The 23,644-nt window shown below is 54.4% G+C and carries 23 protein-coding genes; 17 read left to right on the forward strand and 6 right to left on the reverse strand.

What is annotated here, in order from left to right; genetic code table 11:
- Nucleotides 1–29: 29 nt before the first annotated feature.
- The 7 genes from rhaD to rhaM all read left to right on the forward strand — a co-directional run bounded on the left by rhaD (nt 30) and on the right by rhaM (nt 7,312).
- Entirely contained in the window at nt 30–860 is an 831-nt protein-coding gene (gene rhaD, locus ABIB59_RS23745; RefSeq protein ID WP_039077326.1) for a rhamnulose-1-phosphate aldolase, read from the forward strand.
- Between the two features lie 210 nt (nt 861–1,070).
- On the forward strand, nt 1,071–2,057 hold the full coding sequence (gene rhaS / locus ABIB59_RS23750; protein ID WP_071194790.1) for a rhamnose ABC transporter substrate-binding protein: 987 nt from the start codon (nt 1,071–1,073) through the stop codon (nt 2,055–2,057).
- A gap of 108 nt (nt 2,058–2,165) precedes the next feature.
- Nucleotides 2,166–3,677 (forward strand): sugar ABC transporter ATP-binding protein, encoded by a 1,512-nt coding sequence (locus tag ABIB59_RS23755; protein WP_039077385.1) that lies wholly within the window; start codon nt 2,166–2,168, stop codon nt 3,675–3,677.
- On the forward strand, nt 3,677–4,681 hold the full coding sequence (locus ABIB59_RS23760) for an ABC transporter permease (protein ID WP_354037269.1): 1,005 nt from the start codon (nt 3,677–3,679) through the stop codon (nt 4,679–4,681). Before ABIB59_RS23755 ends, ABIB59_RS23760 begins: the two co-directional genes overlap by 1 nt.
- Entirely contained in the window at nt 4,678–5,682 is a 1,005-nt protein-coding gene (locus ABIB59_RS23765) for an ABC transporter permease (protein ID WP_107223608.1), read from the forward strand. Before ABIB59_RS23760 ends, ABIB59_RS23765 begins: the two co-directional genes overlap by 4 nt.
- Before the next feature lie 170 nt (nt 5,683–5,852).
- Nucleotides 5,853–7,001, forward strand: coding sequence for a lactaldehyde reductase (gene fucO / locus ABIB59_RS23770; protein WP_354037297.1), 1,149 nt, complete (start codon nt 5,853–5,855; stop codon nt 6,999–7,001).
- Nucleotides 6,998–7,312 carry an L-rhamnose mutarotase gene (gene rhaM / locus ABIB59_RS23775; protein ID WP_039077331.1) on the forward strand — a complete coding sequence of 105 codons (315 nt, stop codon included), beginning with the start codon at nt 6,998–7,000 and terminating at the stop codon, nt 7,310–7,312. The genes fucO and rhaM overlap by 4 nt, the downstream gene beginning before the upstream one ends.
- A gap of 168 nt (nt 7,313–7,480) precedes the next feature.
- Here the strand turns inward: rhaM and ABIB59_RS23780 are convergent, their stop codons facing one another.
- The 5 genes from ABIB59_RS23780 to ABIB59_RS23800 form a co-directional block, all read right to left on the reverse strand.
- Nucleotides 7,481–8,755 (reverse strand): MFS transporter, encoded by a 1,275-nt coding sequence (locus ABIB59_RS23780; protein WP_039077332.1) that lies wholly within the window; start codon nt 8,753–8,755, stop codon nt 7,481–7,483.
- Nucleotides 8,752–9,243 (reverse strand): NanQ anomerase/TabA/YiaL family protein, encoded by a 492-nt coding sequence (locus tag ABIB59_RS23785; RefSeq protein ID WP_125125592.1) that lies wholly within the window; start codon nt 9,241–9,243, stop codon nt 8,752–8,754. Before ABIB59_RS23785 ends, ABIB59_RS23780 begins: the two co-directional genes overlap by 4 nt.
- 15 nt (nt 9,244–9,258) lie before the next feature.
- Nucleotides 9,259–10,182, reverse strand: coding sequence for a dihydrodipicolinate synthase family protein (locus tag ABIB59_RS23790; protein ID WP_039077334.1), 924 nt, complete (start codon nt 10,180–10,182; stop codon nt 9,259–9,261).
- A 14-nt stretch (nt 10,183–10,196) separates the two neighbouring features.
- Nucleotides 10,197–11,411 carry a PfkB family carbohydrate kinase gene (locus tag ABIB59_RS23795; protein WP_107223610.1) on the reverse strand — a complete coding sequence of 405 codons (1,215 nt, stop codon included), beginning with the start codon at nt 11,409–11,411 and terminating at the stop codon, nt 10,197–10,199.
- Nucleotides 11,412–11,628: 217 nt separating this feature from the next.
- Entirely contained in the window at nt 11,629–12,177 is a 549-nt protein-coding gene (locus ABIB59_RS23800; protein WP_039077336.1) for a helix-turn-helix domain-containing protein, read from the reverse strand.
- Between the two features lie 105 nt (nt 12,178–12,282).
- Between ABIB59_RS23800 and ABIB59_RS23805 the strand changes: the two genes are divergently transcribed.
- The 10 genes from ABIB59_RS23805 to ABIB59_RS23850 all read left to right on the forward strand — a co-directional run bounded on the left by ABIB59_RS23805 (nt 12,283) and on the right by ABIB59_RS23850 (nt 22,034).
- The gene (locus ABIB59_RS23805; RefSeq protein WP_354037273.1) at nt 12,283–12,945 is read left to right on the forward strand and encodes an AzlC family ABC transporter permease; all 663 of its coding nucleotides are present in this window, start codon (nt 12,283–12,285) and stop codon (nt 12,943–12,945) included.
- Nucleotides 12,945–13,268 carry an AzlD domain-containing protein gene (locus ABIB59_RS23810; RefSeq protein ID WP_079498435.1) on the forward strand — a complete coding sequence of 108 codons (324 nt, stop codon included), beginning with the start codon at nt 12,945–12,947 and terminating at the stop codon, nt 13,266–13,268. Before ABIB59_RS23805 ends, ABIB59_RS23810 begins: the two co-directional genes overlap by 1 nt.
- Before the next feature lie 153 nt (nt 13,269–13,421).
- The gene (locus ABIB59_RS23815; RefSeq protein ID WP_354037275.1) at nt 13,422–16,022 is read left to right on the forward strand and encodes a sigma 54-interacting transcriptional regulator; all 2,601 of its coding nucleotides are present in this window, start codon (nt 13,422–13,424) and stop codon (nt 16,020–16,022) included.
- A gap of 198 nt (nt 16,023–16,220) precedes the next feature.
- Nucleotides 16,221–16,703: a PTS sugar transporter subunit IIA gene (locus tag ABIB59_RS23820; RefSeq protein WP_039077340.1), complete on the forward strand. Its 483-nt coding sequence runs from the start codon at nt 16,221–16,223 to the stop codon at nt 16,701–16,703.
- Nucleotides 16,700–17,875 (forward strand): glycoside hydrolase family 88 protein, encoded by a 1,176-nt coding sequence (locus ABIB59_RS23825; protein WP_222556697.1) that lies wholly within the window; start codon nt 16,700–16,702, stop codon nt 17,873–17,875. Before ABIB59_RS23820 ends, ABIB59_RS23825 begins: the two co-directional genes overlap by 4 nt.
- Nucleotides 17,876–17,895: 20 nt before the next feature.
- Nucleotides 17,896–18,390 carry a PTS sugar transporter subunit IIB gene (locus tag ABIB59_RS23830; RefSeq protein WP_039077342.1) on the forward strand — a complete coding sequence of 165 codons (495 nt, stop codon included), beginning with the start codon at nt 17,896–17,898 and terminating at the stop codon, nt 18,388–18,390.
- An 11-nt stretch (nt 18,391–18,401) separates the two neighbouring features.
- Nucleotides 18,402–19,205 carry a PTS mannose/fructose/sorbose/N-acetylgalactosamine transporter subunit IIC gene (locus ABIB59_RS23835; RefSeq protein WP_039077343.1) on the forward strand — a complete coding sequence of 268 codons (804 nt, stop codon included), beginning with the start codon at nt 18,402–18,404 and terminating at the stop codon, nt 19,203–19,205.
- Nucleotides 19,198–20,037, forward strand: coding sequence for a PTS system mannose/fructose/sorbose family transporter subunit IID (locus ABIB59_RS23840; protein WP_052249191.1), 840 nt, complete (start codon nt 19,198–19,200; stop codon nt 20,035–20,037). The genes ABIB59_RS23835 and ABIB59_RS23840 overlap by 8 nt, the downstream gene beginning before the upstream one ends.
- A 45-nt stretch (nt 20,038–20,082) precedes the next feature.
- Nucleotides 20,083–21,042, forward strand: a complete 960-nt coding sequence (locus tag ABIB59_RS23845) for a hydroxyacid dehydrogenase (protein WP_165159455.1) — start codon at nt 20,083–20,085, stop codon at nt 21,040–21,042.
- Between the two features lie 293 nt (nt 21,043–21,335).
- Nucleotides 21,336–22,034, forward strand: coding sequence for an oligogalacturonate-specific porin KdgM family protein (locus ABIB59_RS23850; protein ID WP_039077345.1), 699 nt, complete (start codon nt 21,336–21,338; stop codon nt 22,032–22,034).
- A 39-nt stretch (nt 22,035–22,073) separates the two neighbouring features.
- Here ABIB59_RS23850 and ABIB59_RS23855 read toward each other — a convergent pair whose 3' ends face one another.
- A complete protein-coding gene (locus ABIB59_RS23855; RefSeq protein ID WP_125125595.1) occupies nt 22,074–23,576 on the reverse strand; it encodes a glycoside hydrolase family 43 protein in 1,503 nt (500 codons plus the stop codon).
- Between the last annotated feature and the right edge of the window lie 68 nt (nt 23,577–23,644).

Consider the following 23,644-nt stretch of genomic DNA (forward strand, 5'->3'; position numbering starts at 1 on the left):
CTCACCGCGATAACAGGAACCAAAACACTATGCAGAACATTATTAACGCCTGGTTCACTCAGGGCATGATCAAAGCCACCAGCGATGCCTGGCTGAAAGGCTGGGACGAACGCAACGGCGGCAACCTGACGCTGCGTCTGGACGCGGCTGATATTGCCCCGTACGAAGCCGATTTCCACGCCGAACCGCGCTATATCGCGCTCAGTCAGCCAATGCCGTTACTGGCGAACACCGCGTTTATCGTCACCGGTTCCGGTAAATTCTTCCGTAACGTCCAGCTCGACCCGGCCGCTAACCTCGGCGTGGTCAAAGTGGACAGCGACGGCGCGGGCTACCACATCCTGTGGGGGCTGACGAACGACGCGGTGCCAACCTCTGAGCTGCCGGCGCACTTCCTGTCACACTGTGAACGCATCAAAGCTACCAACGGCAAAGATCGTGTCATCATGCATTGCCATGCCACGAACCTGATCGCGCTGACCTATGTACTGGAAAACACAACCGATCTTATTACCCGCAAGCTTTGGGAAGGCAGTACCGAGTGTCTGGTGGTCTTCCCGGATGGCGTCGGCATTCTGCCATGGATGGTGCCGGGTACCGATGAAATCGGCCAGGCCACCGCAAAAGAGATGAGCAAGCATTCGCTGGTGCTGTGGCCATTCCACGGCGTCTTTGGCAGTGGCCCGACACTGGACGAAGCGTTTGGTCTGATCGACACCGCCGAGAAGTCGGCAGAAGTACTGGTGAAAGTCTATTCGATGGGCGGTATGAAGCAGACCATCACCCGTGAAGAACTGATTGCCCTGGGTAAACGCTTTGGCGTCACTCCGCTGGCAAGTGCATTAGAGCTGTACCAATAAGAACGTCTAATAACCCCTTCGGGCAACGATCCGAAGGGGAAACTCTGTTACCTGCAAACAATCTATTCCCTATGGATTTCGCAGTGCAGGAAGGCGGCGTCGCAGCGAATCCCCAGGAGCTTACAAGAGTAAGTGACTGGGGTTCGTGAGAACGCCAACGCACCTGCAATGTGAAAGACGACGGGAATCTAACTCAGTGGAGTAAAAGCAATGAAAATTAAAGCAAGCTTGATCCTCACCGTTGCCGCCCTGGCGTTGTCCGGTTCCGCATTAGCAGAAGTCAAAATCGCTCTCGTGGCGAAATCATTGGGAAATGGTTTTTTTGAAGCAGCAAACACAGGCGCGCAGGAAGCCGCCAAAGAGTTAGGCGATGTAAAAGTCATCTATACCGGCCCAACCACCACCACCGCAGAAGCACAGATCGAAGTGCTTAACGGCCTGATCGCTCAGGGCGTGGACGCGATCGCGATTTCCGCCAACGATCCCGATGCCGTGGTGCCGGTACTGAAAAAAGCCATGCAGCGTGGCATCAAAGTGGTTTCCTGGGATTCCGGCGTGGCGAAAGCGGGTCGTCAGATCCACCTGAACCCGTCCAATAACGCCCTGATTGGTGAAACCAACGTCAAGCTGGCCGTTGATGCGTTAAAAGCGCTGAATGTGGAGAAAGGGGATGTGGCTATTCTGAGCGCCACCCCGACCTCTACCAACCAGAATATCTGGATTGAAGAGATGAAAAAGGTGCTGCCGAAGTACCCGTCCGTCAATCTGGTGACCGTTGCCTATGGCGACGATCTGTCTGATAAGAGCTACCGCGAAGCGGTGGGTCTGCTGAAATCGTACCCGGATCTGAAAGTGATTGTCTCCCCGTCATCTGTGGGCATCGTGGCCGCCGCGCAGGCGGTGAAAGACCAGGGCAAAATCGGCAAAGTGTACGTAACGGGTCTGGGCCTGCCGTCTGAAATGGCGGGTGCAGTCAAATCCGGGGCAACGAAAAGCTTCGCTATCTGGAACCCGATCGATCTGGGCTATGCCGCTACTTATCTGGCAGACGATCTGGTGAAAGGGACAGCGACGAAAACCGAGGCCAATATGGGCAAGCTCGGCAAAGTGAAGCTGGATGCTGACGGCAACGGCGCAATGGCAGAGCCGTTCGTCTACGACGCCAGCAACATTGATAAGTTCTCGAAAATTTTCTAATCCCAATACCCTCACCCCGGCCCTCTCCCTGAAAGGGAGAGGGGGTGTTTGTCCCCTCGCCCCTTTGGGGAGAGGGTTAGGGTGAGGGGGAATTTTATGGAGAACATCATGACGGCATCCACACCCCTGCTGTCGCTCAAAGGCATCACCAAGGTTTTCCCTGGTGTCCGTGCCCTTGAGAACGTACAGCTCGACCTCTGGCCCGGCAAAGTCACCGCGCTTATCGGTGAAAATGGCGCGGGCAAGTCCACGCTGGTCAAAGTCATGACCGGTATTTACCAGCCTGAAGAGGGCGAAATTCTCTACAAAGCTATTCCCATCCAGCTTCCGACCCCGGAATCAGCGCATAAGGTGGGGATTACCGCCATACACCAGGAAACCGTGCTGTTCGACGAACTGTCCGTCACGGAGAATATTTTCGTTGGTCAGTACATCTATAAAGGCCTGCTGAAAAAGCTCGACTGGCCTGCCATGCACCAGAAAGCGCGGGATATTCTGACCCGCCTGGAAGTGCAGATTGATCCGCGCGCCACGCTCAAGACGCTGAGTATCGCCCAGCGCCATATGGTGGCGATTGCCCGTGCGCTGTCGTTTGAAGCGCAGGTGGTCATCCTCGACGAACCGACCGCCGCCCTCTCACAGCACGAGATTCTGGAGTTTTATCAAATCGTTGAGCGCTTAAAACAAGAGGGCAAAGCCATTCTGTTTATCTCGCACAAGTTTGATGAAATCTTCGAACTGGCGGATCACTACACCATTCTGCGCGACGGCGTATGGATCGGCTCCGGCGCCATGCAGGAGATCACCGAAGAACGGATGGTGGCGATGATGGTAGGGCGTTCCATTACCCAGACCTACCCGAAAGTGGCCTGCGAGATGGGCGAAACGGTGCTGGAAGTCAAAGACCTATGCCACCCGACCGAATTTGCCCATATTGATTTCTCTTTGCGTAAAGGGGAGATCCTCGGCTTCTACGGTCTGGTGGGCGCCGGTCGTACCGAACTGATGCAGGCGCTTTCCGGCGTCTCGCGCCCGTCTTCGGGCGAGATAGTCCTTAACGGCAAAGCGGTCCATTTCAAGCAGCCCGCCGATGCCATTCAGGCCGGGATTGTCTGTGTGCCGGAAGAGCGGCAAAAGCAGGGGGCGATTATTGAATTGCCTATCGCCCAGAACATCAGCCTGCCGCAGCTTAGCAAACTCAACCCCAATGGCGTGCTCAACGACGCCAAAGAGTGGGCGCTGGCGGACGAATACGCCAAACGACTGCAGGTGAAAGCCTTTAGCTGGAAACAGGCGGTCGAAACCCTCTCTGGCGGTAACCAACAGAAGGTGGTGATCGGCAAATGGCTCGCCACCCACCCGGACGTGATTATCCTCGACGAACCGACCAAAGGCATCGATATCGGCTCGAAAGCGGCGGTGCATCAGTTTATGTCCGAACTGGTCTCCCATGGGCTGGCGGTGATTATGGTCTCCTCGGAACTGCCGGAAGTGATGGGCATGGCCGACCGGATCATCGTGATGCACGAAGGGCTCATGGTCGCTGAATATCAGGCCGGCGAAGCCACGGCGGAAACCATCGTCAGCGCTGCCAGCGGCGCCGGTAAGGAGGCAGCATAATGTGGCAACAACTCCTGAAACACCGCGAGGGCCTGCTGGGCGGGGTTATCGTACTGATGGTGCTCGCCATCGGCAGCCGCGTGCCGTCATTTATCGGCCCCGGCAACCTGGTGGAGATGTTTAACGACACCTCTATTCTTATCATCCTTGCGCTTGGCCAGATGATGGTTCTGCTGACCAAAGGCATTGATTTGTCGATGGCAGCCAACCTCGCGCTGACCGGGATGATCGTCGCGCTGCTCAACTTCCACCATCCGGATATTCCGGTCTGGGCGCTGCTAATTCTGGCCACCGCGCTCGGTCTGGTGATGGGCATCATCAACGGCCTGCTGGTCTGGAAGATGGGGATTCCGGCGATTGTGGTGACGCTCGGCACGATGAGCATCTATCGCGGCATCATCTTTTTGCTCTCTGACGGCGGCTGGATTAACTCCCACCAGATGAGCGCCGATTTCCTCGGTCTGCCACGCTCGTCGCTGCTCGGGTTGCCGTTATTGAGCTGGTGCGCCATCGCCGCGCTGTTTGTGGTGGGTTACTTCCTGCGCTACAGCCGAACAGGGCGCGCACTCTACACCGCAGGCGGCAACGCCACGGCGGCGTATTACACCGGGATCAACGCCGGGAAAATGCAGTTCGTCAGTTTCTGTCTGTCCGGCGCGCTGGCGGGGTTCTGTGGTTATTTGTGGATTTCCCGCTTCGCCGTGGCGTATGTCGATGTGGCTAACGGTTTTGAACTGCAGGTCGTGGCAGCCTGTGTGATTGGCGGCATCAGCACCATGGGTGGCACAGGCCGCGTGCTGGGATGTTTGTTGGGCGCGCTGTTCCTTGGCGTTATCAACAATGCGCTACCGGTCATCGGTATTTCCCCCTTCTGGCAGATGGCGATTTCCGGTTCGGTGATTGTCATTGCGGTTCTGCTCAATGAACGTGGCAACAAGCGTAAAGGGCGTTTAATCCTGCGCGATGCGGCCCTGGCCCGACAAAAACTGGCGGTGAAATCATGACAAAAATGCTGACTTCCGACGCCATGAAAAGCGTTCCCGCCGCCACCCCGTTCTGGCAGCGTCTGATGTGCTGGGAAGGCTTTTTGCTGGCGGTGACCCTCGCGGTGTTTATCGCTAACGCCCTGGCGTCACCCTATTTCCTTAATATCTGGAACTTGTCCGACGCGACCTTCAACTTCACGGAAAAAGCGATCATCGTGTTGCCAATGGCGATGCTGATTATCGCCCGTGAGATTGACCTGTCGGTGGCCTCCACCATGGCGCTCAGCTCAACGGTAATGGGCTTTTGCGCCGCCGCAGGTATGGATACCGCACTGCTGGTCTGCGTGGGGCTGGGCGTGGGGTTGCTGTGCGGCTTGTTCAATGGCTTCCTGGTGACGCGTTTTAACCTCTCCTCCATCGTTATCACCATCGGCACCATGAGTCTGTACCGCGGCATCACTTACATCCTGCTCGGCGATCAGGCGCTCAATGCGTATCCGGAGAGCTTCGCCTGGTTCGGCCAGGGCTATGTCTTCGGCGCGCTGTCCTTCGAGTTTGCGCTGTTTATTGTGCTTGCCGCAGTCTTCGCCTTTGTCTTGCACCGTACCAACTTTGGTCGCCGCACTTACGCCATCGGCAATAACCCAACCGGCGCGTGGTATTCCGGTATCAATGTGAAACGCCACAACCTGATTCTGTTCGCGCTGGTGGGCCTGATGGCAGGTCTGGCGTCTGTGCTGCTCACTTCGCGTTTGGGCAGTACCCGCCCGACGATTGCCATGGGCTGGGAACTGGCGGTAGTAACGATGGCGGTGCTGGGCGGCGTCAATATTCTTGGTGGTTCCGGCAGCATGGTGGGCGTAGTGATTGCCGCCTTCCTGATGGGGCTGGTGACCTTTGGTCTGAGCCTGCTCAATGTACCGGGGATTGTGATGTCGATTATCGTCGGCGCGATGCTGATCGTGGTGATTTCACTGCCGATTATTTACCGCCGGATTATGCAGCGCAGGCGCATTTAATTTGCCCCTCACCCCTGCCCTCTCCCCAAAGGGGAGAGGGTGAAAACCGCGCTGAGCCGTTGTTTGGCTCCCGTGCACGGGGCCGCACCGGACAGTCCCCTCGCCCCTTTGGGGAGAGGGTTAGGGTGAGGGGAACAGGATTTACCAAAATCAATGTTAAGGAGAATATGATGAGCTTTATGTTAGCCCTTCCCAAAATCAGCCTGCATGGCGCGGGCGCAATCGGCGATATGGTCAACCTGGTCGCAGGCAAACAGTGGGGTAAAGCGCTGATTGTCACCGACGGTCAACTGGTCAAACTCGGCCTGCTCGATAGCCTGTTTGCGGCGCTGAAAGCGCACCAGATGGCGTATCACCTGTTCGATGAGGTTTTCCCGAACCCGACCGAAGAGCTGGTGCAAAAAGGCTATGCGGCGTACAAAGCCGCGGGCTGCGATTACGTTATCGCCTTCGGCGGCGGTAGCCCGATCGACACCGCGAAAGCCGTGAAAATCCTCACCGCCAACCCAGGCCCGTCCACCGCCTATTCCGGCGTGGGCAAAGTGAAAAACGCGGGCGTCCCCCTGGTTGCTATCAACACCACCGCCGGAACCGCCGCTGAGATGACCAGCAACGCGGTTATCATCGACTCCGCCCGCCAGGTGAAAGAGGTCATCATCGACCCGAATATCATCCCGGATATTGCCGTGGACGATGCCAGCGTGATGCTGGAAATCCCGGCCTCTGTCACTGCCGCAACCGGTATGGACGCCCTGACCCACGCGGTTGAAGCCTTTGTCTCCATTGGCGCCCATCCACTGACCGACGCCAATGCGCTGGAAGCCATTCGCCTGATCAACCTGTGGCTACCGAAAGCCGTCGATGATGGCCACAACCTGGAAGCACGCGAACAAATGGCCTTAGGCCAGTACCTGGCGGGGATGGCATTTAACAGTGCCGGTCTTGGCCTGGTGCATGCCCTCGCCCACCAGCCGGGTGCAACTCACAACCTGCCGCACGGCGTCTGTAACGCCATCCTGCTGCCGATCATCGAAAACTTTAACCGCCCGAATGCCGTGGCACGTTTCGCGCGCGTCGCGCAGGCAATGGGGGTTGATACCCGTGGCATGAGCGACGAAGCGGCGAGCATGGCGGCGATTCAGGCGATTCGCGATCTCAGCGCGCGCGTGGGTATTCCGTCTGGTTTCAGTAAACTGGGCGTCACCAAAGAGGATATCGAAGGCTGGCTGGACAAAGCGCTGGCAGACCCCTGCGCGCCGTGCAACCCACGCACCGCAAGCCGCGACGAAGTCCGCGAGCTCTACCTGGAGGCATTATGATCCGCAAGGCCTTTGTGATGCAGGTTAACCCCGATGCACACGAAGAGTATGAACGTCGCCATAGCCCTATCTGGCCCGAGCTGGAGGCGGTGCTGAAAGCGCATGGCGCGCACCATTACGCGATTTATCTCGATAAAGAACGTAACTTATTATTCGCGACGGTAGAAATTGAGTCCGAAGAGCGCTGGAACGCGGTGGCCAACACCGAGGTGTGCCAGCGCTGGTGGAAGCACATGCGCGATGTGATGCCCTCCAACCCGGACAACAGCCCGGTAAGCGCAGAGCTGAAAGAGGTGTTTTACCTGGCGTAAAACGTGATAGCTCCCCGCAGGGGGAGCTATTATGCGAAACCGTCGTTTTGTAGGTCGGATAAGGCGCTTGCGCCGCCATCCGGCAAACGCGTTCAGGAAGGGTCAGGCGAATAAAAAAAGCCCGGCGGCTGTCCGTCGGGCTTCTTATTTTTACGGTATCAACTGTGATTAACGAATCGGTTTACGCACAAAGAAGCCGTAGAAACAGGCGCCCATAAACAACAGACAACCGCCAAGAATAAAGACATTGGTGAACTGACCGGTCACATCCAGAATGATACCGGTGACGATCGGTGCCAGCGCGGCTCCGAGGAAACCACCAAAGTTCTGAATAGCCCCTAACGAAGCCACCTGCCCTTTCGGCGCCATATCCGTCGCCAGCGTCCAGATAACACCGGAAGGCATTTGTGAACAGAAATAGCCCAACGTCAGCAATGTAATCGCGGTTGTGGTATCGCTCACGAACGGAATCGGCATCACGAAGCAGGCCGCCATCCCGGCCCCTAATACGATCGGAACCTTACGCGCCGTCACCGCAGAAACGCCTCTGCGCACCAGACGGTCAGACAGCGTACCGCCACATAACACCCCGAGAATGCCGGCGAAGAAAGGTACCGAGGCGATCAGGCCAGTTTGTTTCAGGCTAAAGCCAAGGGATTTTTCCAGGTATCCCGGCAACCAGGTCAGGTAGACCCAAATGGTGAACATAATGCAGAAGTTACCGGCAATCATGCACCAGGTCGTCTTGTTGCGAAATAACGTACCCCAGTTCCCTTTTGGTTCGTCCGATGCGGCGGTAGTCACCTGGCCGGTGTGGATCTGCATCGCTTCACGCGCATCAGGATCGCGATAAAATTTCAACCAGGCCAGAATCAACGGCAGACCTAACAGCCCTACGGCAATAAACATGCCTCGCCAGCCCACCCACAGCAGCAGTATGGTCAGCAGTGGCGGTGCAATCGCATTCGCAATTTGCGAACCGGTGTTGATGATAGAGGTAGGCAGCCCACGCTCTTTTTCCGAGAACCAGCTCTGGGTAATTTTAATGCCGGAGGTGAAGAACGGTGATTCCGCAATTCCCAGCAGCATACGCAGGCCATAGAAGAAGCTGTAAGTATTAACAAACCCCATCAGGAAGGTCACTGCCGACCACATCCCCAGCGCGCCGGTAAACATCTTTTTCGGACCAAAGCGGTCAACCAGCCAACCGGCAGGCAGATTTGCCAGCGCGTATGGCCACAAAAACGCAGAGAGCAGCAGCCCCATTTGGGTCGCAGAAAAACCAAACTCTTGTGAAATCGTCGTGTTGGCGATACTGAGGTTGGCGCGATCCAGATAGTTCACCACCGCCGCCAGCAACAGAATAAAGATGATGCCCCAGCGGCGACGCGAAAGTTCAGGTGCCTTAACAACGGATTCAGCGGGAGATTGCACAGTACTCATACCGTTTCCTCCAGAAGTTCACGGTGAATTTTGATAACCGCTTTACGCAGATGGCATGGCGCATCGCCTGGCTGGTGGGCGCACGGGCGGTGGATGTCATCAGGGAAAAAAATGGCAAACATACCCGGGGTCAGCGTCACCGGGTTTTCATCCTCATTAACCTGCCAGAAAAGAATGTCCTGTTCAGGCGTACGGTCTTCCACGACGCTATGTTTACCGCTACTCACCGAGCTGACCCCCATCACTTCATGGCCGGAAATGAGGTACTGAATATCGATAAACTGGCGGTGTGATTCCGGACGTGCATCGCTGAATGGCACGCTGTCCATCTCCTGCAACAGGCAGAAAAGTTTTCCCGGAATAATGTCGATTTTCCCCGGCTTCTCATGCCGAAAATCGTGCTGCGCGATAAATTCCAGCGCCCGGCGAAAGACCGGATGATACGCACTGGCCTGGGCAGGCCAGGTCTGAAGGCTGGTCACAATCATGACAGTCTCTCCGCATTAGCGCGCAAGGCGCGTCTGCCAAAGCTCAGTGCCTGCACGGATTTGATCGAGGATCACCGTCAGCCCCCAGAATTTCGCCAGCACATCATCTTTGTTTACCCGGCAGGTCACATCGTCAAACGTCCCCAGACGCTGGTGATAGATTTTGGCGTTTTTGGGGTAGCCAAGGGTCTCGGTTACGGCGCCCAGCGAGAGGAAAATCGCCAGTTCGTCGGCAAGTGCGCGCTGCGTTTTGCCGTTATGCCACAGCCAGCTATACAGCTCTGGATGGAAGTTAGTGAACACACCGCTGAACCCCTGCGAACCCGCCAGAATGGCAGGCCAGGCGATGGCGGCATTGGCATTGATAACATTCAGCGGGGTGCCCTGCGCCAGTTTGACGCGGCGTTCGACAGTCGGCAGATCGCAGCTCACATCTTTCAGCACCACAAAACGACCACTGTTGGCGCACCAGCTAAATTCATCATCCGTCAGCAGACGACGATACGGCGCCGGGCATTCATAAAGCCCCAGCGGCAGTTCTTTTGGCAGGGCGTCGAGCAGCGTATTCAGGGTGGCAAAAAAGGTCTCGCTCCCCTCGTTGCGCGGATCAAGATGGTTAGTGACCAGTACCAGCGCATCAATGTTGGTCTGCGCCATCGCCAGCAACTCTTCTTTTTGCGCGGCGATATCATCGCTGATATGGCCGGAGGCGATCACCGGAATACGTCCATCAACGTGCTGCACCACAAAGCGGGCGAGCTCTACACGCTCTTGCAAGGAAAGGAACTGCATTTCGCTGGACTGGCAAACGGCAAACAGCGCGTCGACGCCTTTCTCCAGATACCAGTCGATCAGTTTCGCCAGCGCCGGGTAGTCAATCTGCTCATCGGCCGTGAAAGGGGTCAACATGACCGGAACAATACCGTTAATGGTTTTCATTTTCTCGTCCTGAATTAGTTGTGAGTACGGAGTCGTGTTGTTGCCTGTTCGAAGTCAGGCATATTGGATGCGCCCTCCAGCTCAACGGCGAGAGAGGCAAATGCAGAGGCCCAGGTCGCGGCCTGAACCAGACTGTTTCCGGCGGCAAGTGACGCTGCCAGCGCGCCATTAAACGCATCGCCGGCACCGGTGGTATCGACGGTAACGGCAGGGAAAGCGCGAATATGGCTAAATTGTTTGTTATCCAGTAACAATGCGCCGCGTGATCCCATCGTAATGAGGACTTTTTTCACCCCCATTCCGGCAATAATTAATGCCGCTTCTTTTGCGGTATCGATATCGCGAACCTCAACGCCGGATAATAAAGACGCCTCGGTTTCATTAGGAGTAATGACATCAACAAACGGCAAGCATGAAATTATCTCATCAGAGCACGGCGCCGGATTAAGAATGACTGTCTTACCAAGCTCATGGGCAATTTGAATTAATGCCACAGTAGCATCAAGGTTATTTTCCAGTTGCACCAACAGTACATCCGATGAAGATAATTCAGAAGAAATAGCCTGAACTTCACTGTGCGTAATGGTTTTATTGGCGCCCGAATAAATGGCAATCATATTCTCGCCATTTTCCTGCGAGACATAAATAATTGCATTACCGGTAGGCTCACTGTCGGATTGATACAAGGTATAAGAGTGAATTTCGGACGCATTTAAATGGTCGGCAGCAAGTTGGCTAAACTGGTCTTTACCCACTTTCGCCGCAAAATGCACTTTTGCCCCGGCCTTACTTGCCGCCGTGGCCTGATTGGCGCCTTTACCGCCCGGCCCCAGGCTGCTGGCCAGGGCCAGCAAGGACTCGCCACCGCGTGGGAAGCGCTCCACTCGCGCAACAATATCGACATTAAATGAACCGAAAACACAGACCTTACCCTGCATGGTTTTTCCTTTTTGTTGATGATCGTTCTGCGGTTTACGGTGGTCTATTTGCTGGAGTAAAACTTCAAATCCCGGCCCTGTCTCGGAGATCAATTCTGCCTGCAAACTTCGCCGCAAAATAATTGCCCCGCCGTGGCACCGTTTCACCAGCCCCATTTCCGCTAAAATATTTAAATCACTGCGTATCGTTTCTTTAGACACGCCATAAAGCGTGGAAAAATAATTAACATTCCCACGTTCATTTTCATTCAAATATTGCCAGATACGATGTCTTCGTTCTTCAAGAAACATAATAAACCCCGAAATCACAATAGAAGTATACGAACCGCATACCGTTTGAAGAGTGACATCAATCTCATGTTTCCAGGCAAAACGGAACCAAACAAAAATGGCAGGATAAAAAGCGGAAAGCTGTATTTGCAGGCGTTATTCGTACTATTAATGAGGGTGAATTAGAGAGAAGCAGGCGATAAATGACCTGCGTGTCAGCAAAACACGCAGGGATAACTTAATTCTGTTCCGCCACCAGAATAGCCTGGGTATCCGGCTCCAGCGCCTTAAAAATATGTGGCAGATCCGCCGGGTAACAGATGTAGTCGCCTTCACTTAATTCTTCTGGCGCTTCCGTCAGCCCCACCATCGCCCGGCCACGGGTCACGATAATGTGCTCAACTGAACCGGGCGGATGCGGCTGCGAAATACGGTCAGCCCCGGGTTGAGTATCAAGAAAATAGATATCGCGTCGCGCCCCCGGCGGGCAGGTTGCAAGCAGTGTCGCCTGGTAATGCGCCAGTTCGGCGACCACTTTCGTCCCCTCGCCACGGCGAATGACCTGTGTTTTGGCGGCCTGCGGCTCCAGAAGACGGGCAAAGGGGATATCCAGCGCCACGCACAGAGACCACAGGGTCTCAATACTCGGGTTGCCGTTGCCGGCCTCAAGCTGGGAAAGTGTGGATTTGGCAATTCCGGCACGGCGGGCAATTTCCGCCAGTGAAAGCCCGGTTCGCAGACGTTCTCGCACCAGACTTTTGGCGATCACGCTAATAGGCTGTGTCATTACACGGCTCCAGTGTTCTATAAAATGAACGAATCGTTCTTCTTGAAAAACGAACCCGATGTGTTCATTATAATGAATATTCGTTCGATATAGCCAAAAAATTGTATGTTCAAACACAACTTCTCAAATCTTACAGGCGATACGATCAGAGCCATCTTGCTGGTCTGTCTGGCGGTTGGCGTGGTCGGCATCTCCTACGGTTCACTGGCGATGGCCTACGGTTTCCCACTGTGGGTTCCCCTTGCCCTTTCCACGCTGGTTTTGGCTGGCGCCTCCGAATTCATGTTTATCGGCATTGTCGCCAGCGGCGGCAATCCGCTGGCGGCGGCGCTTGCCGGGTTGCTGGTGAATGCCCGCCATCTTCCCTTTGGCGTCACGGTGCGCGACCTGGTGGGCACGCGGGCGAAGGCTTTCTTCGGCTGTCACATTATGAATGATGAAAGTGTCGTGTTTGGCCTGGCACAACCGACGCCGGAACAGCGTAAAGCCGCCTACTGGCTGTGTGGGACGGGCGTTGCCCTGCTTTGGCCGCTTGGCGTTATTGTTGGCGCAGGGGTTGGAAAACTGCTACCCGCCCCGGAAACCATCGGGCTGGATGCGGTCTTCCCGGCTATTCTGCTGGCGCTGGTACTGCCCGCACTGAAAAAGAAAACCACACTGATTCGCGCTGCCAGCGGAGCCGTTCTCTCCCTTACCGCCGTGCCTTTTGCCCCCGTGGGCTTGCCGGTGCTGATTTCTTTATTTGGCCTACTGACGAGGAAGAAATAATGGCGAATACCATGCTGGTCATTATCGGTATTGCAGTGCTGTCGGTGGGTACTTACCTGATGCGTTTTGGCGGCGCCCGGCTTGGCAATAAACTGGCGCTGTCAGAACGCGCCCAGGCACTGTTATCCGATGCGGCGACCACGTTACTTTTTGCCGTGGCGCTGGCGGCAACGCTATATGAAGGCGAACATTTCGCCGGTATGGCCCGCGTGCTGGGAGTGATGTTTGCCCTGTTTCTCGCCTGGCGCAAAATGCCGCTTATTGTGGTGATACTCTCTGCCGCCGTGGTCACCGCGCTGTTGCGCCTGGCAGGAGTGGCATAAAAAACCGTTGCGAGTCCCGTCACACTCTGATTAAAACAGAGTTTCATTTTCCTGCATGCCGGTAGAAAGTAAACAGTGTTCAATCACTTTATTAGTGTCTAGTGTCGAAAATAAATCGACACTGGGCGCTGCTGGCATTTGTGGGGCGCTGAGATGGCACTGTCTGCCAAAGAAAAACTCTTCCAGAATATTTTAACGCACTATGCGAATCATACGGCGGGATTTACCGCTCAGGACTGTGCTGACTTCATGCACGTGAATCGCAGCGTCATCAGCCACTACCTCAATCGGCTGTGTGACGACGGGAAATTACAGAAAGATAATACCCGCCCGGTACGCTTTTTTGTGAACGATGCAGCCGCCGCCCAACCCCATCGTCCGATTCCAGTGTCGAAAAGCAGTGATGCCTTCAGTCGACTGATTGGCGCACAGGGAAGTCTCGAAGAGATCGTGTCGTTGTGTCGTTCGGCAGTGGATTACCCCACAAGCGGTCTACCCATTTTGCTTTCCGGTGAGAGTGGTGTCGGCAAAAGCCATCTGGCGTCGCTTATCTGGCAGTACGCACTGGAGCGCGGCGTGATTTCTACTGATAAGCCATTTATTGAACTCAACTGCGCGGATTACGCCAATAACCCGGAACTGCTGTCAGCCACGCTGTTCGGTTACACGCGCGGGGCTTTTACCGGCGCAGACCGGGAAAAGCGTGGCGCGTTTGATGAAGCAGACGGCGGCTTTTTATTTCTGGATGAGGTGCATCGTCTCTCAGCAGAAAATCAGGAGAAGCTCTTTCTGTTTATGGATAAGGGCTACTTTTACCGTCTTGGCGATAACCGCACGCGCCACCCTGCCACGCTGCGCTTTATCTTCGCCACCACTGAAAATATCGACACCGTGTTATTAAACACCTTCCGGCGGCGCATCCCCGTACGCGTTACGTTACCCAACTACATTTCCCGCCCACTCACCGAGCGCGTGGCGCAGGTCGAACATTTCCTGCAAGCAGAAGCAGCCAGCCTGAGTCGCGATATCCACCTGGATACGCAGTTAATGCACCAACTGGTGATGTCCCCGGTGCGCGGCAATATTGGCGAGTTAAAGAATCAGATCAAAGTGATGGCCGCCAGCGCCTGGAGCGAGCAGCAGCAAAGCCCTTTTATTACCTTGCATACGTCGCGCCCCAGCGGTGAGGTGCTGGTGATTGCGGCGAAAGGAAAATCCGCAGCGCTGGATATCGCCACCCTGCTCCCTAAAGCGATGCGCGATGACGTTATCTTTCGCGAGTTTTGCCACAGCGGCAATGTGATGCTGTTAAACCGTAAACTGGAGCAATTGCTGACTACCGTGCATGGCGTCATCGCTCAGGACAGCATGTTTACGGGCTATATCTGGCAAAATACGATGCATGCCATCAACGAACTGGAAACGCAGACTGGCGTGGAGTGTGGCCAGGAACTTCGCAAGGCCATCTGGCTTTGCCTGATCTGGGCGCTACACGTCACGCACGATGAAGCGCAAACCGCAGAGTTGCAGGCTGCCACAGACTATGTCTCCTGCAAGGCGCGTCTACTGGCGGAAAGCTGCGTCACTCTGCTCAACAAACACGTGACCGACAGCCCTCTGCCCATTCTTTTGCCGCTACTGAGCTGTGCTCTTAACAAGTTAGCGGGCGAAGACGATGCCATTCAGGGCGTTATCGTGTCGCACGGGCGTTCAACCGCTTCCAGCATCGCCGGTATCGCCAACCAGTTGACCGGTGGGTATTACTTCAACGCGTTTGATATGCCATGGGCCACGTCAACGCGCGACATTATTGATTTGCTGATTGCCCATCTGGCGGCCCTGAAACAAGGGGCGGGGCTCATTATTCTGGTCGATATGGGCTCGCTAAAAGAGATCTATGAAGAGATCAAACTCCATCTGCACGGCGAGCTGCTGGTCATTAATAACGTCAGCACGGCCATGGCGCTGGATATCGCCGGGAAAATACAAAGCCAACTGCCGATGGAAGAAATTATCGAGGGCGTAAAAGGGGCCTATGAAATCGAGACCCGCTATTACGCAGGCGTACTTCCCGGCAATAAAATCATCATTTCCTGCATCTCGGGGGAAGGGATATCGCGCAAGCTGAAAGATATTTTAAGCCGCTACCTGGCCCGGGAAGAGATCGACATCGTCACCATGGAATACGACGATCTGAAATGGAAAATTGCCCGAGCTGACCCGGCCCTGAACGGCACAAGACTTATCATCACCACTACCGATCTGGAGGCAGGCTATATTCCGCTGCTGAGTGTCGAACAGCTAATTAAAGAAAAAACGCAGGTGCTACGCCGCGACTATTTTACGGACCTGGTAGTAGAAGACAGCCTCGAACCGATGGTGGAAGAAGTGGTGAAACTGTTTACCGTCGAAGGCGTTGCCAGCCGTCTGAATTTCCTCAACCCGGTGATCATTATCGACGAAGTTGAATCGGTCATTAAGCAATACGAGTCCTTTTATAAAATCCATTTCGAGAGTTATCTGCGCATCAATCTCTTTATGCACATCGCCCTGATGATTGAGCGCGTGATGGTGAATACCGGCATGCGTCATCGGGATGACGCCGAATTAGCGCTGGAGCAACAAGCGTTTGTTGCCGTACACGACACCTTCTTCCAGGCCCTGAACCGTAAATACCATCTCGCCGTGCCGCTCACCGAAGTGCTGATGATTTATGAAATTATGGAGCCGTGGATCACCACCGACGCCGTTTAGGTCAGTTCGTCGCCCGGATAAGCAAAGCACCCGGGCGACACGCGCATTTTCCCTTTCGACGCTAGCCAAAAACACTGCTTTCAACAGTAATTCCAGCGTCCAAAAATTATTAAAAAACCATTTAAAACAATAAATTAAATTTCTGGCACACCGCTTGCAAAATATTCCCCGCACCCAGAAAAAATGAAGGAATACCTGATGCGAGAGATTTATATCGCAAGTCATGGCCGCTATGCCGAAGGCATTATTTCCGGCCTGAATTTATTAATTGGCGAAGACCACGGCGTCATCCCCATTTGCGCCTATTGCGGGGAGATTGGGTCAACAGCAGAACTTGGCCACCATTTTGAGACTATCGCCAGCGAAGCCGCACGCCGCGGCAATGAGCTGGTGCTGTTTACCGATATGCAGGGCGGCAGCGTCAACAATACTGCGGTGCAACTGATGGTGAAATATCCGCATATGCATGTCATCAGCGGCGCGAACCTGATCATGCTGATGGAATTTTGTATGTCAGAACATGCGCGGACAGAAGACCGCCTGCAGGATGCGATTCGGGCGGCAACGGACGCCATGCAATACATGAACGTTGTGCCAGAGATCATGGCGGCGCGCCAGGCGACGCTTGCCGCTCACCGGGACGATGCGGACGATTTCTTTGCGACGGAGAGCAACCTATGAGCGTCACCCTGGAAAGGCTGGACTGCCGCTACCTCACACCACAGCCCGCGCTGGACAAAGCCTGGCTCAATGACGCAATCGCTGATGTGCTCAGCAGCATCGATGCCATGCTGCCGCGCTTTAGCCAGACGTTCCCGGCGGCCAACGCTCAAGGCGGCTTCTATCCCCCCGTTGAGAAAGTGGACTGGACGGAAGGCTTCTGGACTGGCCTGTTGTGGCTCGCCTGGGAAGTCACGGGAGAAGAGAAATACCGTCGCGTCGCAGAGGGCTTTCTCGATAACTTTGAAGAGCGCCTGGATAAGCAGATTAAAGTCGATACCCACGACCTCGGTTTTTTGTATCTGCTTTCCTGTGTGAATAGCTGGCGGCTCACCGGTAACACCCGAGCACGCGCCCTGGCGCTGCGAGCGGCGGACCTGCTTTATCGGCGTTTCAACAGCACGGCGGGCGTTATTCAGGCGTGGGGGGATTTAAACGACCCGGCGCGCCAGGGGCGAATGATTATCGACTGTAATCTCAACGTTCCCCTGCTCTTTTGGGCCGCTAATGAAACCGGAAATACCGACTGGCGCGACGCGGCCACACGCCACCTGACCCAGGCAGCCCGTTATCTGGTACGCGAAGATGCTTCGACGTTCCATACGTTCTACATGGATATCTCGAACGGCGAACCGCTGCGCGGCGATACCCATCAGGGGTTCAGCGACAGTTCATGCTGGGCACGCGGCCAGGCGTGGGGCATCTACGGTTTTGCGCTGGGTTTTCAGCACACGGGCAACCCTGCGCTGCCAGAGCTCTCCCGCAAGCTGACGCATTATTTCCTTAATCGTCTGCCGGAAGATGGTGTGTGCTACTGGGATTTAATCTTCACCGCCCAGGACCACGCGTACCGGGACACCTCAGCCGCTGCGATTGCCGTTTGCGGTATGGCGGAACTGCTTAAACACCTGCCGCTGACCGATTCGCTGCGTCCGGCTTACCTCAATGCTATCAGCCTGATGATGCGTCACCTTCAGGCTCATTACTTTGCGCATAACGAAGACGGCCTCTTGCGCGAAGGCGTTTACAACTTTGGCCGTGATATGGGCATCAACGTACCGAATCTTTGGGGCGACTACTTCTGGTTTGAAGCCCTGGTACGCCTTTCCCGCGTCTGGACACCCTACTGGTAAAACAAAAACAGGAGTACGTAATGATTTCGCTAATAAGAATTGATGACCGATTAATCCACGGCCAGGTCGCGGTTGTCTGGACCAAGCATCTGGGTGTTAACCGCATTCTGGTTGCCAACGATCAGATTGTGAATAACGAAGTCCAGAAGATGTCCCTGCGCATGGCCGCACCGGATACGGCGAAATGCGCCATCATGGCGGTGAGCGATGCAGGTGATGTTCTGAATGACCCACGTTCAGAGGCGATGAAAATTATGGTTATCGTAAATAACGCCGCTGATGCCCGCCGTCTGATCGAGCAGGTACCGGCGATCAAAGCGCTTAACGTTGCCAATTATGGGCGCATCACCGACAACCTGGCGGCGAAAACCCGCATCAGCGATACCGTCTACGTCACCCCGGAAGATGTCGCGGATTTCCACGCCATCGCCGAACGCGGTGTGCAGGTGGACTACCAGGTTTTACCGTCTCATCCGGTCAAAAACCTGATTGAAATGCTGAACCACGTCGGTTAAGAGAGGCCGCTATGTTAACGTCAGCCATACTCGTTGCCCTTGTTATGTTCTTCGCCAAGACCGCCGACCATACCCTCGGCCAGCCGCTTGTGGAACGCCCACTGATTTGCGGTGCGCTGGTGGGGCTGGTGTTGGGGGATTTTCAGCAGGGGATCATCATTGGTGCCACTCTGGAACTGATTTTCCTGGGTACCATCACGATTGGCGGCTCTGTGCCTGCCGATCTGGCGGTCGGTTCCGTTCTGGCAACCGCTTTCACTATCCTCACCAAAGCCGAGCCGCCTGTCGCCGTCGCGCTCGCACTGCCGATCAGCCTGTTGGCCGTTTTTGTCTACCAGGTTCTCAAGCTAGTCTACACCGGTCTGGTGGAAAAATATGATGCGCTGCTGGAAGAGGGGCGCGATCGCGCCGCGCTGGGACTGGTGCTCGGTATGACCTTCTTCTATGGCGTACCCTTCGCCGTGATCGCCTTCTTTGGCGTGCTTTTCGGCACCGATGTAATCCGCAGCCTGGTGGAAAGCATTCCCGATACTGTTATGCGCGGCATGACGGCGGTGGGCGGCGTGCTGCCTGCGCTGGGTTTCGCCATCCTGCTCAAGGCTCTGTGGAACCGCAATATTGCCGCATTCTTCTTTATCGGCTTCGCAATGACCGCGTACCTCAAGCTGCCGATCATCGGCATCGCCATTATTGCCGCCTCCGTTGCCGTGTACCTGTGCCTGAACGAGTTCAATCAGCTAAAAGCCAACAAACAGAAAGCCGCGACCACCGCGCCCGCGTCTGTTGATGATAAGGATGGGTTCTTCAATGACTGATATTCACATGAAAAACGTCGCCGCCCGCGATGATGATAAAAGCGAGAAAAAGCTGTTTCGTCAGCTCTTTATTCGCCAGTTCCCCCTGTTGGGCACGATGAACTTTACCCGTATGGAAGGGCTGAGCTACGGCTGGGCACTGGCGCCGATGCTGAAAAAGATTTATCCGGATCCGCACCGCTATATGGAAGCGTTAAAACGCAACAGCCAGTTCTTCAACACCAACCAGCATCTGGCACCGTTTATCATGGGCCTGACGCTGTCGATGGAAAAAGAGAACGCGGCGAACCCTAACTTTGATACGTCCAGCATTAACGGTATCAAAGTCGCCTTGATGGGGCCGTTTGCAGGCGTGGGTGACTCCTTCTTTTATGGCGTTCTGCGCATTATCGCCACCGGTATCGCCATCGGCCTGGCGTCTCAGGGCAACCCGCTCGGGCCATTGCTGTTCCTGCTGATTTATAACATTCCAAGCTACCTGATTCGCTATTACGGCGGGGTGATGGGCTACCGGCTGGGGTCGAAATATATTGCCGAAGCGACACAGTCTGGGTTGTTAAGTTGCGTCACCAAAGCCTCGGCGATAATGGGGCTAATGATGGTCGGGGCAATGAGCGCCAGCATGGTGAAATTTACCACCACCTTTAAAACGACCATCGCCGGGCAGCCCTTCGTGCTGCAGGATATTCTCGACAAAATTTGCGTTGGGCTTATTCCCCTGCTGTTGGTACTGGTGTGCCTGCGTATGCTCAATAAAAAGGTCAGCCCAAATAAGATTCTTATATTCCTGATTATATTTGGCTTCGCTGCCGCAGGTATCGGCATTATTTAATTTACGTGCCCCTCTTGAGAAAAGAGGGGCATAACAGGACTGATAATGACGTTATACGCCGCCTGTTTTACCAACCAACCAGAAAAATTTAATCAGGTTTTCTCCGCAGGGCGCTTACAACAACTCTCCAACTGGTGTCAGTTTTATCCGCAGACGATCACCGAGCAAAATATTTCAGCACGACTTCCTGAGCTTGCAAAAACTGAGGTGATATTTTCGAGCTGGGGCATGTTTCCCCTTAATGAATCCCAGCTTGATGCCTTGCCAAATTTAAAAATTCTGTTTTATGCCGCCGGGAAAACGGATGCTTTCGCCAGCACGCTTATTAAACGCGGCATTATCGTCGTCAGCGCCTGGCGCGCTAATGCCGTACCGGTGGCGGAATTTTGTCTCGCACAGATCTTACTGGCCTGCAAAGGGTATTTTCGTAATCAGCGAGAATACCAGACACCCGCAGATTTTACGCCGTTACACTATCAGCACCCCGCGCCCGGTGTCTATGATGAGCGTGTCGCATTAATTGGTGCAGGGGCTATTTCACAGACGCTGGCCCAACTTCTTCACCCCTTTGCACTGGAGGTGATCACTGTTCCTTCGCGCGCCGGGAAGCGAACCTTAAGTCTGGAAGCCGCCTTTGAAACCGCGCTGGTGGTAAGTAACCATTTACCCAATCGCGATGACAACAAACACATTCTCAATGGCGATTTATTTCGCCGAATGCGCCCCGGCGCGGTGTTTATTAATACCGGCAGAGGGATGCAGGTTAACGAGGCAGAGCTTATCACCGTCATGCAGCAACGCCCCGATCTGACAGCCTTACTGGATGTGACGTCCCCGGAGCCACCGGCTTTCAACTCACCGCTCTATCAGCTACCCAATATTCTACTGACCAGCCATATTGCTGGCGCACTAAATAATGAAACGCGCAGGCTTGGCGATCTTATTATCGCTGAATTTAAACGCTGGATGGACAATGAACCGCTACAGCATCGGGTAATATTTTAATTTCCAACACGCATAAAAATAACCTTAATTTATGTGAACACGGTCAAAACTAGTGTTTAGCAATTTCCAACATTCTTTATTGTGTCGAATGCTAATGAAAGCACGCAAATAAATTGTTGAAATTTCATGATGTTAATATTTGGCACGTGGCTTGCACTTATCTTTGCAACCATCAACACAATCGAGGCACAGATAAATAATAACGACTCACGCCGCACCCGTATTTTAAATTCAAAAAAAACGCTACAAATGCGCGTTAAAACCATGCTTGTTAATAAATAAATGGATAAACCATGAAAAAATCAACTTATTTTACCATTGCCTTACCGCTGACCTTATTTACCATGAACGCTTTCTCTGCCGCTACCTGGGTAGATAATCGTTACGCGCATACCACTGCCTCTGAGAAAAATCAGTATAAAATTGGCGCAGGACATATTTTTGATAACGGTGCCGGTATTCTGGTTTCGGCGATGTACGATTTAGGTCAAAATTTTGATCAGATGCGCAGTACCTTTCAGGAATATGAAGGGTGGTATCCTGTTCCGTTGAACGATAAATGGACGCTCACGCCGGGTGGACTGTCCGATATCGACAGTAACGGCACAAAAATCGCCCCGTATTTAGGCCTGGATTATAAAGTCAGCAAAGTTTTCAGTATTGGCAGTCGCTACCGTTATAACCACATGACCCACAAAGAGCATGATTACAACGGCAACATGAACTACAACGATAGCCATCAGTTTGACCTGTTCTTCAACTACCAGGCCACGGATAAACTCTGGTTACAGTTAAACCCGGAGTTTTTCGTCAACGCCAACGATTTCAACGCCTCAAACGGACAGAAAACCCACTGGGAACCGAGCATTGTGGCGCGCTATCGGCTGGATAAAAACTGGATGCCGTACGCCGAAGTGGCCTGGCTGGACCAGGATCAGAACCATGACGACCAGGTTCGATTCCGTATCGGTATCCGCTATTACATCAACTAAACGCATTATCCGCCGGGGCAGGCGTGCTGCCCCGGTTTTTTATGCCTCGCGCACCACAACGTGCGAAAACAGCGCCATCCCCTGCGTCTCACTCCCCTGCCCACAGGCATAAAGGCCAAATCTGGCCCCAACCCATTTCCCCGCCCCTGCAGAGAAACCCGGAGTTACTTCCCGCCACGCTTCACCGGCAACGCGGTAGCAAAAACGGCTGATACCATCGTAATCAACATGGAAACCTAGTTCAGGGTTCCCTGACATGTCGTCGCAAATGGGCAACACGGATTCACTCAGTTCCCCCCTATCGCTGTTCCAGCCATGGCGCAACAGTAACCGCACGCCAGAGGCTTCGCGCACCAGGCACAGCGCGGCAAAGCGCTCGCCATAGATAATCAGGCCCGCTTCATCCCCCAACTGGCTGAACCGGCTCTCCAGTGAAAGGGTAACCACAAAGCGTTCAGCGGGAAATTTTTGCAACAGCATCTGCGGCAAGGTATAGAGGCTACCGGTATGGGGCGCACAGCGCAGCGCCAGGCCCGCTGTGCTGGCCTCAAGCCACTGCGACTGAGGGTTAGCCTGCCACTGCCATTGCAGGCCCGGCTTACCTTCGGGGAAGTCATCGCTGGTTTGTGGTGAGCAAGGCATTACCGGTAAGGAAGGCCGGGGATGAAGGATGACGGGCTGCCCTTTGCCCGCATTACCCAGCGGTTCACCGATGGCGGGCCAGCCATCTTCCTGCCAGCGCAGGGGCTGCAAATGCACGACCCGGCCATAGACGCCCTTGTCCTGAAAATGGAAAAACCAGTGTTCCCCATTCTCCAGCGCTACCCATGCCCCCTGGTGTGGGCCATTAATCGCCGTATCGCCCTGATGCAACACATCCCGGTGCTGCCACGGACCCGAAAGCTGTGCGGCGCGTAATACCGTTTGCCAGCCGCGTTTAACGCCGCCCGCGGGCGCAAAAATCCAGTATTCATTGGCATGTTTATAGAGCTTTGGCCCTTCCAGCGTCGGGTGTGAGGGCGTGCCATCGAAAATAATCCGTCCGTCATCAAGCAGGCGGGAAGCATCCGGAGCCATTTCAATCAGTTGCAGCTTATTTTTAATGCCGCAGCGACTATACGCAAAAGCATGCACCAGCCACGCCCTTCCATCGTCGTCCCAGAACGGGCAGGGATCAATCCAGCCAGGCGCTTTTTTCAGGCAGCGCGGCGTGCTCCATTCGCCAAGCGGGTCACGGGTATGGGTAACAAAAATACCGTCATCCGGCAGGCTGTAGAAAATCCAGAACTGCCCATCGTGATAGCGAATTGACGGTGCCCAGACCCCCTTCCCGTGCTGGACAGCATCATATTCTGGTGACGGGAGCCGCTTAACGGCATGGTTAACGATGCGCCAGTGAATCAGGTCGCGTGAGTGGAGTATCGGTAAAGCGGGGAGCTGATTAAAGCTGGATGAAACCATCCAGAAATCATTTTCTACCCGAATAACATCAGGATCGGCGTAATCGGCGTGAATAACAGGGTTTTGATAGTGTAACGGCATGCTATGGCTCCTTTTTATCTGTCTAAGCCGCTGCAATAATCACGCCACCAATTTTTTATGATTATTTT

This window comes from Citrobacter sp. UYEF32 (assembly GCF_040546205.1).
Classification (GTDB): domain Bacteria; phylum Pseudomonadota; class Gammaproteobacteria; order Enterobacterales; family Enterobacteriaceae; genus Phytobacter; species Phytobacter diazotrophicus.

Coding starts and splice junctions, on each gene's coding strand:
- ABIB59_RS23820 (WP_039077340.1), top strand. CDS start 16,221: ATGCGAGAGATTTATATCGCAAGTCATGGCCGCTATGCCGAAGGCATT.
- ABIB59_RS23805 (WP_354037273.1), top strand. CDS start 12,283: ATGTTCAAACACAACTTCTCAAATCTTACAGGCGATACGATCAGAGCC.
- ABIB59_RS23800 (WP_039077336.1), bottom strand. CDS start 12,177: ATGACACAGCCTATTAGCGTGATCGCCAAAAGTCTGGTGCGAGAACGT.
- ABIB59_RS23765 (WP_107223608.1), top strand. CDS start 4,678: ATGACAAAAATGCTGACTTCCGACGCCATGAAAAGCGTTCCCGCCGCC.
- ABIB59_RS23835 (WP_039077343.1), top strand. CDS start 18,402: ATGTTAACGTCAGCCATACTCGTTGCCCTTGTTATGTTCTTCGCCAAG.
- ABIB59_RS23840 (WP_052249191.1), top strand. CDS start 19,198: ATGACTGATATTCACATGAAAAACGTCGCCGCCCGCGATGATGATAAA.
- rhaM (WP_039077331.1), top strand. CDS start 6,998: ATGATCCGCAAGGCCTTTGTGATGCAGGTTAACCCCGATGCACACGAA.
- ABIB59_RS23790 (WP_039077334.1), bottom strand. CDS start 10,182: ATGAAAACCATTAACGGTATTGTTCCGGTCATGTTGACCCCTTTCACG.
- ABIB59_RS23785 (WP_125125592.1), bottom strand. CDS start 9,243: ATGATTGTGACCAGCCTTCAGACCTGGCCTGCCCAGGCCAGTGCGTAT.
- ABIB59_RS23810 (WP_079498435.1), top strand. CDS start 12,945: ATGGCGAATACCATGCTGGTCATTATCGGTATTGCAGTGCTGTCGGTG.
- ABIB59_RS23830 (WP_039077342.1), top strand. CDS start 17,896: ATGATTTCGCTAATAAGAATTGATGACCGATTAATCCACGGCCAGGTC.
- ABIB59_RS23855 (WP_125125595.1), bottom strand. CDS start 23,576: ATGCCGTTACACTATCAAAACCCTGTTATTCACGCCGATTACGCCGAT.
- ABIB59_RS23760 (WP_354037269.1), top strand. CDS start 3,677: ATGTGGCAACAACTCCTGAAACACCGCGAGGGCCTGCTGGGCGGGGTT.
- rhaS (WP_071194790.1), top strand. CDS start 1,071: ATGAAAATTAAAGCAAGCTTGATCCTCACCGTTGCCGCCCTGGCGTTG.
- ABIB59_RS23795 (WP_107223610.1), bottom strand. CDS start 11,411: ATGTTTCTTGAAGAACGAAGACATCGTATCTGGCAATATTTGAATGAA.
- ABIB59_RS23780 (WP_039077332.1), bottom strand. CDS start 8,755: ATGAGTACTGTGCAATCTCCCGCTGAATCCGTTGTTAAGGCACCTGAA.
- ABIB59_RS23825 (WP_222556697.1), top strand. CDS start 16,700: ATGAGCGTCACCCTGGAAAGGCTGGACTGCCGCTACCTCACACCACAG.
- fucO (WP_354037297.1), top strand. CDS start 5,853: ATGAGCTTTATGTTAGCCCTTCCCAAAATCAGCCTGCATGGCGCGGGC.
- ABIB59_RS23850 (WP_039077345.1), top strand. CDS start 21,336: ATGAAAAAATCAACTTATTTTACCATTGCCTTACCGCTGACCTTATTT.
- ABIB59_RS23845 (WP_165159455.1), top strand. CDS start 20,083: ATGACGTTATACGCCGCCTGTTTTACCAACCAACCAGAAAAATTTAAT.
- ABIB59_RS23815 (WP_354037275.1), top strand. CDS start 13,422: ATGGCACTGTCTGCCAAAGAAAAACTCTTCCAGAATATTTTAACGCAC.
- ABIB59_RS23755 (WP_039077385.1), top strand. CDS start 2,166: ATGACGGCATCCACACCCCTGCTGTCGCTCAAAGGCATCACCAAGGTT.
- rhaD (WP_039077326.1), top strand. CDS start 30: ATGCAGAACATTATTAACGCCTGGTTCACTCAGGGCATGATCAAAGCC.